The sequence below is a fragment of the Kribbella pratensis genome, from assembly GCF_004366075.1.
Taxonomy (GTDB): Bacteria; Actinomycetota; Actinomycetes; order Propionibacteriales; family Kribbellaceae; genus Kribbella; species Kribbella pratensis.
The window spans coordinates 873,520-887,424 of the sequence record NZ_SODU01000003.1 but is presented as its reverse complement, the minus strand read 5'-3'; the positions used below and the strand labels follow the sequence as shown (position 1 = coordinate 887,424).

13 protein-coding genes are annotated in these 13,905 nt (G+C 67.6%); 7 read left to right on the top strand and 6 right to left on the bottom strand.

Features of this window, described 5'->3' with window-relative positions; genetic code table 11:
- Positions 1-29: 29 nt before the first annotated feature.
- The 4 genes from thpR to efeB are packed head-to-tail and all read left to right on the top strand — an operon-like array spanning position 30 to position 3,899.
- Positions 30-593, top strand: coding sequence for an RNA 2',3'-cyclic phosphodiesterase (gene thpR, locus EV137_RS28445; RefSeq protein WP_134131439.1), 564 nt, complete (start codon positions 30-32; stop codon positions 591-593).
- 56 nt (positions 594-649) lie between these two features.
- Positions 650-1,498: an iron uptake transporter permease EfeU gene (efeU, locus tag EV137_RS28440; RefSeq protein ID WP_134008983.1), complete on the top strand. Its 849-nt coding sequence runs from the start codon at positions 650-652 to the stop codon at positions 1,496-1,498.
- Positions 1,499-1,512: 14 nt separating this feature from the next.
- Complete coding sequence (efeO, locus tag EV137_RS28435) at positions 1,513-2,652, top strand: iron uptake system protein EfeO (protein ID WP_134008985.1); 1,140 nt, start codon at positions 1,513-1,515, stop codon at positions 2,650-2,652.
- The gene (gene efeB / locus EV137_RS28430) at positions 2,649-3,899 is read left to right on the top strand and encodes an iron uptake transporter deferrochelatase/peroxidase subunit (RefSeq protein WP_134131438.1); all 1,251 of its coding nucleotides are present in this window, start codon (positions 2,649-2,651) and stop codon (positions 3,897-3,899) included. Before efeO ends, efeB begins: the two co-directional genes overlap by 4 nt.
- A gap of 1 nt (position 3,900) precedes the next feature.
- On the opposite strand, the gene EV137_RS28425 is transcribed toward efeB, so the two are convergent.
- The 4 genes from EV137_RS28425 to EV137_RS28410 all read right to left on the bottom strand — a co-directional run bounded on the left by EV137_RS28425 (position 3,901) and on the right by EV137_RS28410 (position 8,441).
- Positions 3,901-4,740, bottom strand: a complete 840-nt coding sequence (locus tag EV137_RS28425; RefSeq protein ID WP_134008989.1) for a carbohydrate ABC transporter permease — start codon at positions 4,738-4,740, stop codon at positions 3,901-3,903.
- A complete protein-coding gene (locus EV137_RS28420; protein WP_134008991.1) occupies positions 4,733-5,704 on the bottom strand; it encodes a carbohydrate ABC transporter permease in 972 nt (323 codons plus the stop codon). Before EV137_RS28420 ends, EV137_RS28425 begins: the two co-directional genes overlap by 8 nt.
- 103 nt (positions 5,705-5,807) lie before the next feature.
- A complete protein-coding gene (locus EV137_RS28415) occupies positions 5,808-7,124 on the bottom strand; it encodes an ABC transporter substrate-binding protein (RefSeq protein WP_134131437.1) in 1,317 nt (438 codons plus the stop codon).
- Between the two features lie 222 nt (positions 7,125-7,346).
- Positions 7,347-8,441 (bottom strand): LacI family DNA-binding transcriptional regulator, encoded by a 1,095-nt coding sequence (locus EV137_RS28410; protein WP_134131436.1) that lies wholly within the window; start codon positions 8,439-8,441, stop codon positions 7,347-7,349.
- Positions 8,442-8,548: 107 nt separating this feature from the next.
- Between EV137_RS28410 and EV137_RS28405 the strand changes: the two genes are divergently transcribed.
- Both EV137_RS28405 and EV137_RS28400 read left to right on the top strand, forming a co-directional pair.
- Positions 8,549-10,177, top strand: a complete 1,629-nt coding sequence (locus tag EV137_RS28405) for an acyltransferase (RefSeq protein WP_134131435.1) — start codon at positions 8,549-8,551, stop codon at positions 10,175-10,177.
- Between the two features lie 219 nt (positions 10,178-10,396).
- Positions 10,397-11,497, top strand: a complete 1,101-nt coding sequence (locus tag EV137_RS28400) for a hypothetical protein (protein ID WP_238175607.1) — start codon at positions 10,397-10,399, stop codon at positions 11,495-11,497.
- Here the strand turns inward: EV137_RS28400 and EV137_RS28395 are convergent.
- Both EV137_RS28395 and EV137_RS28390 read right to left on the bottom strand, forming a co-directional pair.
- Positions 11,427-12,728, bottom strand: coding sequence for an MFS transporter (locus tag EV137_RS28395; RefSeq protein WP_238175606.1), 1,302 nt, complete (start codon positions 12,726-12,728; stop codon positions 11,427-11,429). The genes EV137_RS28400 and EV137_RS28395 overlap by 71 nt on opposite strands.
- A gap of 10 nt (positions 12,729-12,738) precedes the next feature.
- Entirely contained in the window at positions 12,739-13,329 is a 591-nt protein-coding gene (locus EV137_RS28390) for a winged helix-turn-helix domain-containing protein (protein WP_166680037.1), read from the bottom strand.
- 164 nt (positions 13,330-13,493) lie between these two features.
- Here EV137_RS28390 and EV137_RS28385 point away from each other — a divergent pair, with 164 nt between their 5' ends.
- A complete protein-coding gene (locus EV137_RS28385) occupies positions 13,494-13,859 on the top strand; it encodes a hypothetical protein (RefSeq protein ID WP_134009002.1) in 366 nt (121 codons plus the stop codon).
- Positions 13,860-13,905 lie beyond the last annotated feature (46 nt).

Sequence of the window (13,905 nt, the reverse complement as noted above, 5' to 3'; positions counted from 1 at the left end):
GCAGTTTCCACCACCGATACGATTTTCGGATGCGATTGTTCGTGGCAGTAGTGCCACCTCACGAGGTAGTGGAGGATCTGAGCGAGTTCGTCGAGCCGCGCCGGGACCATCCGGACGACGACATCCGGTGGGCGTCGGACGAGCACTGGCATCTCACGCTGGCGTTCCTGGGCGAGGTGCCGGACTGGAAGACCGAGGAACTCGAGGAGCGGCTGGAGCTCGCCGCCAAGCGACAGAAACCGTTCGAGCTGCAACTCACCGGAGCCGGCGCGTTCCCCGGTGTCCCGGACGCCCGGGTGCTGTACGCCGGCGTACGCGACGAGACCGAGTCGCTCAAGCACCTGGCGATGACCACCCGGGCGGCAGCGAGTCGCGCCGGAGTGACCGTGGAGGGAAGGAAATTCACCCCGCACCTGACACTGGCGCGGTTGCGGCGGCCGATCGACGTCACCAAGTGGGTCAGGGTTTTCGACACCTACAACGGTCCGGTCTGGACCGCGGGCAGCCTGCAGTTGATCGAGTCCCGGTTGGGTGAAGGCCCGGGCCACAGTGCGGCGTACATCACGGTAGGCGAATGGGACTTCTTAGGTTAACCTCAGGAAGGTTAGCCGTACCTAATGCCGTAACACCGCACTGAGAGAGTCCCGCCATGCTCGCGAACTACCTGATCGGACTTCGTGAAGGACTCGAGGCCTCGCTGGTCGTCAGCATCCTCGCCACCTTCCTGGTCAAGTCGGGCCACCGGGATCGACTCAAACTGGTCTGGATCGGTGTCGCCACGGCGCTGGCCGTGGCGGTCGCCGCCTGGGGTCTGCTCCAGTTCGTCACCGCGCTGACCGCGAAGTCGTTCACCACCCAGGAGACCGTCGGCGGGGTGATGTCGATCCTCGCGGTCGGCTTCGTCACCTGGATGATCTTCTGGATGCGCAAGGCCTCCCGCAGCATCGCCAGGGAACTGCGCGAGCGGATGGGGCAGGCGCTCGAGGTGGGGTCGCGCGCGGTCGTCATTCTCGCGTTCCTGGCGGTGTTCCGGGAGAGCATCGAGACCGCGTTCATCGTGTACGCGTCGGCCGCCACCGCGACCACCGCCGTACCGTTCGTCGGCGTCCTGCTCGGGCTCGCGACCGCGGTGCTGCTCGGCGTCGCGATCTACAAGGGCGCCGTGAAGATCAACCTGGCCGTGTTCTTCAAGTGGACCGGCGCGGTGCTGATCCTGGTCGCGGCCGGCATCTTCGCGTACGGCTTCCACGACCTGCAGGAGGCGAACATCCTGCCCGGCCTGCACACGCTGGCCTTCGACATCTCCCACGTGATCCCGCCGGACAGCTGGTACGGCGTACTGCTGAAGGGCATCTTCAACTTCAACCCGGCACCGTCCGTGCTGGAGGCGATCGCGTGGGTCGTCTATCTCGTCCCGGTGATGGTGCTCTACTTCCGTCCGGTGAAGAGCTCCACACCACCCGCCGTACCGGCGACGACCGCTCACAACGCGGCCTGAACACCAGGAGAACCATGTCCACCTCACTGGCCCGTCGGGCCTCCATTTTCGGTGTCGTCCTCGGCCTCGCCGCGCTGACCGCGTGTGCGAAGGACGAGCCCGCGGCGAAGGACGACAGCACCGGCCCGGTGTCGGTGAAGGCGTCCGACTCGGGTTGCGACCTGAGCCGCCGCGACGTGAAGTCAGGGACCAGCACGTTCTCGGTCACGAACGGCGGCAGCAAGGTCACCGAGTTCTACGTGTACGCCGACGGCGACCGGGTGATGGGTGAGGTCGAGAACATCGGACCGGGCCTGAAGCGGGACCTGATCGTCGAGTTGCCGACCGGTAAGTACCAGGCGGTCTGCAAGCCGGGCATGGTCGGCGACGGGATCCGCGGCGACCTCACCGTCACCGGCGACGCGCCCGCGCAGGCCGACACCGACACCGCGCTGAAGCAGGCGACCGAGGGCTACCAGCGGTACGTGAACTCGCAGGCGGTCGCGCTGGAGCAGAAGACCACCGAATTCGTGACCGCGGTGAAGGCCGGCGACGTCGCGAAGGCGAAGGCGCTGTTCCCGGTGTCGCGCACGTACTGGGAGCGGATCGAGCCGGTCGCCGAGTCGTTCGGTGACCTCGACCCGAAGATCGACGCCCGCGTCAACGACGTCGAGCCGGGCACCGAGTGGACCGGGTACCACCGGATCGAGCAGGCGCTGTGGGTCTCCAACTCCACCAAGGGCATGGAGAAGTACGCCGACCTGCTGCTGACCGATGTGAAGACGGTGGTCGCGAAGGCGAAGGTCGTCAAGCTCACCCCGCTGCAGCTGGCGAACGGCGCCAAGGAACTGCTCGACGAGGTCGCGACCGGCAAGGTCACCGGCGAGGAAGACCGCTACTCGCACACCGACCTGTGGGACTTCGAGGCGAACGTCGAGGGCTCACAGGCCGCGATCCAGGCGCTCCGCCCGGCCCTGCAGAAGCGCGACGCGGCGCTCGTCACCCAGCTGGACGCCCAGTTCAAGGCCGTCTTCGCGTCGCTGGACAAGTACCGCGACGGTGACGGCTTCAAGCCGTACACCGCGACCGAGGCCGAGAAGAAGGCTCTCGGCGCGGTCGTCGACGGGCTGGCCGAGCCGGTCAGCAAGGTCGCCGGGGTGCTCGCGAAGAAATGAGTGAGCGCAAGGGGATCTCTCGCCGCGGCCTGTTCGGGGCCGCGGGTGCCGCGGTCGCGACTGGAGTCGCGGGGTACGCCGCGCACTCGGCGCTGTCCGGTGAGGAGTCGCACGCCGCGGACAACAACGGGCCGGTCGAGTTCCACGGCCCGCACCAGGCCGGGATCACCACGCCGGTCCAGGACCGGCTGCACTTCGCCGCCTTCGACGTGACCACGACGAAGCGGGACGACCTGATCGCGTTGCTGAAGGAGTGGACCGCCGCAGCGGCGCTGCTCACCGCCGGTCGCGACATCGGTCAGTACGGCGCCGTGAACGGGCCGGGCGAGGCGCCTCCGGAGGACACCGGTGAGGCGGTCGGCCTGCCGCCGGCGCGGCTGACGATCACCGTCGGATTCGGGCCGTCGTTGTTCGACAAGCGGTTCGGGCTCGCGGCGAAGCGTCCCAAGGCGCTGGTCGACCTGCCGCACTTCATCGGCGACGACCTCGACTCGGCACGGTCCGGCGGCGACATCGCCGTACAGGCGTGTTCGGATGACCCGCAGGTCGCCGTACACGCGATCCGGAACCTGGCGCGGATCGGGTTCGGGCGGGTCGCCGTACGGTACTCCCAGCTCGGATTCGGCCGTACGTCGTCGACGTCGCGGGCGCAGGCGACGCCGCGGAACCTGTTCGGGTTCAAGGACGGGACGAACAACCTCAAGCTCGAGGAAGCCGACAAGCTCGAGCAGCAGCTGTGGGTGCAGCCCGAGGACGGCCCGGAGTGGATGGTCGGCGGCGCGTACCTGGTGTCGCGGCGGATCCGGATGAACATCGAGACCTGGGACCGTACGTCGCTCGGCGAGCAGGAGACGATCATCGGCCGCGGGAAGGGCACCGGCGCCCCGCTGGGCAAGGCGGACGAGTTCGACGCGATCGACTTCACCGCGAAGAACTCCGACGGCCTGCCGAAGGTGCCGATGGACTCGCATGTGCGGCTCGCGCACCCGCAGTTCAACAACGGCGCCGAACTGCTACGTCGCGGCTACAACTTCGTCGACGGCTCGGACGGCCTCGGCCGCCTCGACGCGGGCCTGTTCTTCCTCGCCTACCAACGCGACCCGCGCAAACAGTTCATCCCCATCCAGAACCAACTGGCCAAGAACGACACGATGAACGAATACATCCACCACGTGGGTTCCGGCATCTTCGCCTGCCCCGCCGGGGTCACCCCCGGCGGGTACTGGGGCGAAAAGCTCTTCGTCTGATCTACTTCACGGCACCTGCCGTGACGCCGGCGACGAAGTGGCGTTGGGCCAGGAGGAAGCCGATGACGACGGGGACGCTGACGACCAGGGCGGCGGCCATGATCTGGTTCCAGTAGATGTTGGTCTGCGTGGAGTACTGGCGCAGACCCACCGAGAGTGTGCGGTTGGCCTCGGTGGTCATCACGGACGCGAACAGGACCTCGCCCCACGCCGTCATGAACGAGTAGATCGCCACAGCGATCACACCAGGTCGCGCCGCGGGCAGTACGACGCGCCAGAGCGCGCCCATCGGACCGCAGCCGTCCACGAGCGCCGCCTCGTCCAGCTCGCGCGGGATGCTGTCGAAGTACCCGGCCAGCATCCAGATCGAGAACGGCAGGCTGAACGTCAGGTACGTGATGATCAGCCCGAGCCGCGTCCCGACCAGTTGCAGCCCGAATGAGTTGTTGATGTTCACGAAGATCAGGAACAACGGCAGCAGGAACAGCACACCCGGGAACATCTGCGTCGACAGGACCGTCGTCGTGAACACGGTCCGCCCGCGGAACTTGAACCGCGACACCGCGAACGCGGCCAGGATCGCGATCGCCACCGAGAACACCGTCGCCGCCACCGACACGATCGTCGAGTTCACGAAGTACTTCGCCAGCGGCACCGTCTTCCACATGTCCACGAACGGCGCCAGCGTCAGGTTCGACGGCCACCAGGTGAACGCGCCCTGCACGTCCTTCAGAGGCTTGAGCGACGACGTGATCATCACGTACAGCGGCACCAGGACGAACAACCCGAGCACTGTGAGGGTGACACCGCGGTAGATCTTGAAACCCCTGGTCTCACGCACGACGCGACCTCCTTCCGGTGACGAGCAGATAGGCGCCGGTGACGATCATCAGGAAGATCAGCAGCAGCACGGACATCGCCGCACCGGTGCCGAAGTTCCAGGTCAGGAACGACGCGTTGTAGATGTGGAACGTGATCAGGTCACCGGCCGGCGGCTGCGCCGTACCGAACAGCACGTACGGCGTGTTGAAGTCGCTGAACGTCCACAGGAACAGCACGAGGACGAGCACCAGGTTCACCGGCCGCAGTGAGGGGAGCGTGATGTTGCGCCACTGCCGGATGTTGCCGGCCCCGTCCACCGACGCTGCCTCGTAGAGGTCCCGCGGGATGCTCTGCATACCGGCCATCAACGTGAGGAACGCGAACGTCCACAGCTTCCAGCCGGCCACCGTGATCAGCGAGATCAGCGCGTTGCCGCCGATCAGCCAGAACGTCCTGCCGTCGCTGAGGTGCAGCTGCTCGAGGACGTGGTTCACCGCGCCGGTGTCGCGCTGGAGCATGAAGTTCCAGGTCAGGATTCCGGCGTACGCCGGGAGCGCGTACGGCACCAGGAACAAGGTGCGGACGATGCCCCGGCCGCGGAACTCCGGCTGCAGGGCGACCGCGGCGGCCATCCCCAGCACCCACGAGAACGCGACCGTGACGAGCGAGAAGACGACGGTGACTCCGAAGGACTTCAGCAGCCCTTGCCCGACCGCGTTGTTGAAGTCGAGCGCGACCTTGTAGTTGCCGAGCCCGGCACCGGGCGCGGAGGACCAGTTCGCGATGAAGAACTTGGTCAGTTTGACGAAGCTCATCCAGATCCCGACCAGCATCGGGATGATGTGGATGAACAGTTCCAGCAGCACTGCCGGGGCCAGCAGCGCGTACGGCAGCCACCGGTTCAGGCCGGGCCGGTGTTCGAGCCGGCTCCGCTTCCTCGGCGGGGCCGGTGCCGGAGCGGCGGTTTCGGTTGCGACGGACATCCGGGTGGTCGCCTCCTGTCTCTCGGATCGCAGTGGACACGTGCGTTGCGTCCGGAGAACCGGCGAGAGGTACCACCGGTTCTCCGGACGCAAGCGCCGTACGTCAGCTGCTGGCGGCGACCTGGTCCTCGGCGGTCTTGAGGGCCGCCTTCACATCGTCGGCGGTCACTGTCCCGCCGGTCGCGATCTTGGCGAACATGGCGTTCATCGCCTTGCCGACAGTGCTCTCGAACTGGTCCTCGGCCGGCACCAGCGGCAGCGGCTTGGACTTGGTGTTGTAGACGTCCTGGAAGGTGGCCGCCTCGGCCGCGTCGGTGGTGAAGACCGGCTTGGCGTCCTTCAGCACCGGCAGCGAGGAGAACGGCTTGCCCAGCGTGGTCTGGGTGTTCGCGTCCGTCATGTACTTCACGAACTTCAGCGCCGCGTCCTTGTGCTTGGTGTTCTTGAAGACCGACAGGTTGATGCCTGCCACGTGGCTGGCCACCTGCTCGCCACCGGTCGGAGCCGGGAACGGTACGACGCCGTACTCGCCGGCCTTCATGCCGTTGGCAACGATCGACGAGTCGGCGTTGTTCTGGTTGATGACCATCGCGACCTTCTTGGTGGCGAAGTCGTTCACCGACTTGGTGCCGTTGTCGTACTGCGCGTTCGACGGGTTCGCGACCTTGTCCTTCTGCATCAGGTCGAGGTACCGCAGGACGCCCTGTACGTTGCCGTCACCGGTGAAGGTCGGCTTGCCGTCGCTGTTGAACCAGTCGGCCTTGTTCTGCGCCGCGTTGATGAACGCGAAGTGCACGTTCTCGGTGTAGCTGCCGGCCGCCAGCGCCATACCCCACTGGTTCTTCGCCGGGTTGGTCAGCTTCTTGGCCGCGGCGACCATGTCTTCCCAGGTCTTCGGCGGCTGCAGGCCGGCCGCGGCGAACATCGCCTTGTTGTAGTACAGGCCGTAGGCCAGACCGTAGAGCGGGACCGAGGTCGGGTCGGTGCCTTCCTTGCCGCCGGTCGCCAGAGCCGTCGGCACGAACTTGTCCTTGCCCCCGATCGCGGTCATCGCGTCGCCGTCGAACGGCAGGAACGCGTCGGTGGCCTGCAGCGAGGCCGCCCAGGTGTTGCCGATGTTGACCACGTCCGGCGCCTGACCCGAGGTGATCGCGGTCTGGATCCGGGTCTGCAGGTCGTTCCAGCCGATCACCTCGAGGTTCACCTTGATCCCGGTCTCCTGGGTGAACTTCTGCAGGACCGGGGTCAGGACCTCCTTGTCGTTGTCGAGGCTGGTGCCCTGGTTGCTGGCCCAGTAGGTCAGCGTCTGGTCACCGGTGCTGCCGCCGGAGGAATCGTCCTTGTCGCCGCCACCACAGGCGGCGAGGCTGATTCCCATGGCGGTCGCCGCAACCGCGGCTACAAGCGAACGCAGTCTCACGTCGGACTCCCTCGTCCCGTCTCGAGCCCCCGCAGAGCTGCGGAGGCGGATCGGCCCCATACTGGCCTAACCGGTTAAGTTCCGTAACCCTAACCGGTTCAGTAGAGGCGTCTTCGTTACGACCTCGTGACCCGGCCAATCTTCACCCGGAGCCCGGCAAGCGCAATCCAACACTCTCTGCGAGAGCCCGATTTCACACAGTCTTCAAACTGTGCCGACGGTTCAGGAGTGTGCTGGGCCCGACGACTCGCGGTGACGGAGTTCGCCGGCCGGAGCCTCCTCGTGGAGCGCGTGGTCGCCGGTGACGATCCGGAGCAGCAGGTCGGCGGCGGCGCGGCCGCGTTCCATGGTCTTCTGGTCGACCGCGGTGATCCCGGGCCGCGCGAGTTCGCACAGCGGCGAGTCGTCCCAGGCGACGATCGAGACCTCGCCGGGCACCGCCGTACCCAGATCCATCGCGACCCGGAGCGCCGCGACTGCCATCAGGTCGTTCCCGAGCACGATCGCTGTCGGCGGATTGGGGCCGGTCAGCAACTGGCGGGTGAGTTCCGCGCCGTCGTCGTACCGGTAACTGCCCTCGATGTGCCGCACCGTCATCCCGTGCCGCGCCGCGTGTTCCCGCAGCGTCTGCACCCGCAACCGCTCATGGATGAACGTGAACGGCCCGCTGATGTGTGCGACGTTCGTGTGCCCGAGCTCGAGCAGGTGATCGAGCAGCAGCGTGACGGTCTCCTCCGGCGAGCTGATCAATCGCCCGACCGAGTCGTCCGGCGCGTTCGAGCTGACCACCACGCACGGCACCCCGAGCTCCTTCAGGACCGGGATCCGCGGGTCGTCGTCGTGCTCGTCGAACAGGATGAACCCGTCCACGCGCCCCTGCCGCGACCACCGCCGCAGTACGTCGAGGTCCTCGCCGTGCTCGCCCGTGAGCCGGAGCAGCAGCGACGAGTCGACCTCGTTCAGGTACTGCTCGATGCCGACCAGCGTGCGCATGTAGAACGCTTCGGTCGAGATCAGCGCGGGGTCCCTGGCGATCACGATCCCGATCGTCCGGGTGCGGCTCGCCGACAGCGCGACCGCGGCGGAGTTCGGGTGGAAGCCCAGCTCCTCGGCAAGGTCGAGCACTCGCTGGCGCGTCTCGTCGCTGACCCCGGCGCGGCCGTTCAGCGCGTACGAGACGGACGCCTTCGAGATGTGCAGGCGGCGTGCGAGATCGCTGATCGTGACCCGGTGACTCCGGCGGGTGCTGCCCGCCGTACCGTCGCCGCCACCGTCGCTGCCGTCGTCGCCGTCTGCCACGGGTCCGCTCGTCGTCATCGCCCGGCCGCCCCTCGCACAGACGGAAAAGTGTTCATGTCAGACGGGAGGTTAGCAGCGGCCTTTCGGGGCTGGTCTGCGTCCCGGGAATTGGATAGCGTTTTCCCATGGTGCCGAACGAGCCGTTGCGACTGGATTTCCTGCCCTGGGAGTACGCCCGGAAGGCCTCCGAGGCAGAGCGTGACCGGCAGGCCGAACGCCAGGCACGGCTCGGCGGGTCGCTCGAGCTCGCCCCGGACGTGTACGTCGCGGAGTCGGCCGCGGTGTACTGCGACGAGCTGCGGATGGGGGACCGGTCGTACATCGCCGCGCACGCCTACGTGACCGGCCGGATCGCGCTCGGTGCCGACTCGACGATCAATCCGTTCACCGCGGTGCGCGGTGTGGTGACGATCGGCGACGGCGTCCGGATCGGCGCGCACACCTCGCTGCTCGCGTTCAACCACGGCACGGCGCCCGGCGAGCCGATCTTCAAGCAGCCGCACACCGCCGTCGGCATCACGATCGGCGACGACGTCTGGATCGGCTCCAACGTGACGATCCTGGACGGCGTCACCGTCGGACCGCACACCATCATCGGCGCCGGCGCCGTCGTCACCAAGGACATCCCGGCCAACTCGGTCGCGGCCGGCAACCCCGCCCGCATCCTCCGCTCGCGGACAGGAGCATCCATGTCAGGTGATCTACCCGCCGTGCTCAAAGACTTTGCCGCGAAGGCTCGCGAGCAGACCGACGACGTACTCGCGCGCTGCTGGGACGGCGCCCGCTTCGTCGACCGTCCCGGGATCGACCGTGAACCGGAGATCCGCCCCTGGTGCGACGCGATCGAGATCGCGGACCTGCTGGTACGTCGGACGCCGGCCGGCCACACCCGTGACGACCTCGTCCGGCGGCTCCGCGCACGCCAGGACCCGGCCACCGGACTGGTATCACCCGGAGACCTCTCCGACGACGGTCTCGGCAAGCCGTCGGACGCCGAACTCTCAGTCCTGGAAGGGCCCGCGAGCTACCACGTCCTGTGCGTAGGCTACGCCCTCCAGGTCCTGGGCAGCAGCTTCGAGCATCCGATCACCACCGACTTCACCCTCGACGATCTCGACAACTTGCCCTGGGCAAGAAGAGCCTGGTCGGCCGGCTCCGGCATCGACGCACTCGGTACGGCGCTGGCCCGGAACCTCCACGATCACCAGGAATCCGGCGCGCTCGAATCGCTGATGGGATGGCTGCTCACGCGGGCCGATCCGGCGTCCGGGACCTGGGGCTCGCCGCATCCCGACGACGGACTGCTGCAGGTCGTGAACGGTTTCTACCGCCTCACTCGCGGCACCTACGCCCAGTTCGGGCTCCCGCTGCCGTACCCCGAGCAGACCGTCGCCACGGTTCTTGCCCACAGCAACGACCGGCGGATGTTCACCGGCGACAACTACAACGCGTGCAACGTGCTCGACGTCATCCACCCGCTGTGGCTGGCGCGCAAGCAGACGACGTACGGCGAGCAGGAGGGCCGTCGCTGGGCCGAGGCGCAGCTGCGTGCGATCCTCACCCGCTGGGTCGACGGCGCCGGCTTCGCCTTCGCCCCGGACGGCACCGACGACCGCGCGATCCCGGGCCTGCAAGGTACCGAGATGTGGCTGGCTATCATCTGGCTCCTGTCCGACTACCTCGGCCTGTCCGACGCCCTCGGCTACCACCCCCGCGGTGTCCACCGCCCGGAGCCGCTGGTCAGCCTCCGCTGAACCACCCGTCCGCACCGACCCCCACGGGACGCTGGGCGGGAACTTCCCCATACCCTGACCTCGTGGACCCCCGCACGCGCCGACTGGTGACCTCGCTCGTACTGGCCGCCCTGGTCGCCATCGTCGTGGTCGCGGCACTGGTCCGCTGACGCTAACGTGTGGCCCCATGACTGTGCACATGCTGCGACTCCGTCGCGGCGGGTCATGGGACTGTGACTCATGACGGCGACTGGTGAACGTTCGTCGTACCTCATGCGGGCGGGGCTGGTCCGGAACGTGCGTTCGGGGGAGCACCTGACCACGTTCGTGGTGTCCGGTGTCGCGACGGTGCTGATCACCCGGCTGATCCTCAGCCTGAGCGGGTACCCGCAGATCGGCGGCAAGGGTCTGCACATCGCCCACGTGCTGCCGGGAGGGCTGCTGATGCTGGTGGCGATCTCCCTGCTGCTCGGGTACGTCGGTCCCGTGGTGCGGCCGGCCGCGGCGACGGTCGGCGGGATCGGGTTCGGGCTGTTCATCGACGAGGTGGGAAAGTTCGTCACCTCGGACAACAACTACTTCTACAAGCCGACAGCCGCGATCGTGTACGTCGTCTTCGTGCTGATCGTGCTCGGGTTCCGCTTCCTGACCACGCGGCGGCCGATCGACCCGCGGGAGGAGCTGGCGAACGTCATCGACCACTCGGTCGAAGGGGTCGCGGGCGGCCTGTCCCGGCGGCGCCGTGCCGAGGCAGCCGAGCTGCTGCGCGCCGTACCCCCGCAGATCGAGGGCCGTCGGGAGACTGCCGAGCTGCTGGCCGCGTGTCCGCCGGACGAGGTCGAGCTGGCCGCTCCGGTGGACGCGGCCTGGCGGGCGCTGCAGCGCGGGTTCGAGCGGCTCGCCACCCACCCGATGGCACCGCCGATCGCTGTCGCCGCGCTGGCGGTCCAGTTCGTGGCTGCTCTTGTCATCGCCGCTGTCCTAGGTGAGGGCCTCAACCGCCTTCCGGTGCTCGGTGTGACGGCAGGGAGCCTGCTGTCGGCAACGTTCACGGTGCGTGGCGCCTTGGCGTTGCGGAGGCGCAATCGGGCCAGGGCGGTCCGGCTGTTCGAGCTGGCGGTGCTGGTGTCGCTGCTGATGACACAGGTCTTCCAGTTCGCCGCTACCCAGTTCGCGGCTGCCGGTGGGATGTTGCTGGACCTGGTGATGCTCGGTCTGCTGCGAGCGGAGCGAGAGCGGATGCGGCGCGAGCTGGACAACGCCACGAAGGCTAAGACGTTCCGACTGCCACCCGATCTGGATCTGCCGCCGTTTCCGGAGGATCCGTCGGACCCTGTGTAGCTGGCTGGGTAGCTCTCCATTGCTCGTGTCGGCCGATCAGTACCGGTGACATGGTCGCGATCAGATAGACCGCGCCACCTGCGAGCAGTGCAGGTGCCAGACCGATGGCGGCGACGGCCCCACCGGCCACGAGACCACCCAGGGGTACGCCGGTCCAGCAGACAGCGTTGGACAGGGAGTTGACCCGTCCGCGCAGGTGGCTGGGGATCCGTTCGAGCTGGATCGCGCCGAGCACAGGATTGATGAAGCCGGCTCCGATGCCGCCGACGGCGTACACCGCCATCAGGGTCCAGATCGGCGCATCGGTGGCCATCGCGACGAAGCGCGGTGCTCCGGCGATCAGGAACGCGACCGTGAAGACGAGCTTGCGCGGGATGCGGTCGCCGATGGCCGAGGCCAGCAAGGCGAACAGCGTCGCAGTCACTCCGAACGACGTGAGGATCAGGCTGGTGTGGCCGGGGCCGTAGCCGTGGTCCTTGATCCAGACGGGCAGTAATACCGTGCCGGTCGCGGCGTCGAGCAGGTTGGTCACCGCGATCATCACGACCAGCGGCAGCAGGAGCTTGTCGGTACGCAGGAAGGTCCAGCCCTCGAGCAGCCGACGACCGTAGCCTTGCTCCTCCTTTGGCGCGGGCGTCGTGTGCTTGGGAATCCAGCGGGCGATCAGTACGGCGCAGATGCCGAACGAGACCGCGTCGATCCAGAGGGCGTTGACTGCTCCGACCAGGGTGATGAGGCCGCCGGCGAGAGCGAACGCGAAGAAGCCCGCCAGGCGTTCCGTCGTACTCTCCAGGCCTGTCACCCGCTCCAGGGGGACCCTGGCCACCCGGGCGATGTCCGGGATCAGGGTCGCCTTGGCGGCGTCTCCTGGTCCACGGAGAGCGCCGGCGATCGCGACCAGCACCAGCAGGGTCGGGAAGTGCAGGAGGCCTAGCTCGTGCAGGAGGGGGATCAGCGCGACCACCGCCGTACTGGCGGTGTCTGCCACGACGCTGATCCGGCGTGCACCGACCTTGTCGATCAGCGGGCCGCCGACTGCCTTCACCACGACCAGCGGTGCCATCTCTGCCAGCGCCACCAGGCCGGTCTTGACCGGGGAGCCGGTAGTGATCAGGACGAACCACGGGATCGCGATCGCGCTGACCCGGGTCCCGCAGATCGACACCACGTTCGCCACCAGGAACGCCGCCAACGGCGCCCGATTGCCCTTGTCGCCCATTGTTCGCCTCACCCCTGTGCTGCTAGCGCGTCTCGCGCGGGAACGCCTGGATCTGGACGGTGACCTGCTCGGCGCCTTCCGGGAGCGGAGCGGTCAGGTCCGGCGTCTTGTACTTCTCCAGGACCGCCATGACCTCGCGCATCATCGCCTCCAGCTGGTCGGCCCGGAGGTGGAAGAAGTAGTCCGAGAGCATGCTGGCGTCGCGCCAGTCGTCGGGCATCGTCTGCATCGCGTCGATGAAGCCGAAGATGTTCTCGGCGTACGTCTGGCCGACACCGTGCAGGAAGCCCAGAGCCAGCTCGGGCTCCTGGTCCAGCAGCTCGGCCGCGTTGAACTCGGTGCCCTGGTGGGCCGACTTCCACCAGCGGTCGCGGGCGTTGCCGCGGCTGTCGTCCTCGACCACCAGGCCGGCGTCCGCGAGTTGGCGGAGGTGGTAGCTGGTCGCGCCGGTGTTCACGCCCAGCCGTCCGGCCAGGGTTGTGGCGGTCTGCGGGCCGTAGACCCGGAGGAGGCCGAGGATCCGGTTCCGCATGGGGTGCGCCAGCGCGCGCACGAGGTGGCGGTCCAGCCGGACTGTCCGTGCGGGCTCCACGCTCTGCGTCTCGTCGCTCATGGTTCCGAGGATAGGACTGCAAAGAGTCTTTGCAAAGCGATTTTGCAAAGAAGGTGTGCGATTCGGTTGTCCACAGGTCGCGAATCTGCGCGTCGAGAGGCGGCGGGATCGCGGCATCTTCTCTGTCGACCACGCATCCACCGAGGAGACGGAGAGAACCAGCGATGATGCGCGTGATGCTCGAGGACGCCGACTACTGCGACGTGCCGGCCGACCTGATGACGTTCGACGACGGGGCAGTGGTGTTCTGGCGGGAGGGCGAGGAGGTCGGCCGCCACCGGCAGGCCCGGATCCGGTCACTCGAGCCGATGAACCCGCGCTCGATGACCCACAAGATCAAGCGCGCCCGGAAGACCCACCCGAACGCGTTCCGCCAGTGGAGTCCCGAGGACGAGCAGACCCTGATCGAGATGTACAACAACAGCGCGACCCTGGAGCAACTTGTCGAGGCCCTGGGCCGCCAGGAAGGCGGCATCATCACCCGCCTCAGAGGGCTGGGGCTGCTCGCCGACGACCAGCAACTCCCATGAGCCGGCGGGGGGTGACTGCGGCGAGTTCATCGGTTGCGACGGTGGG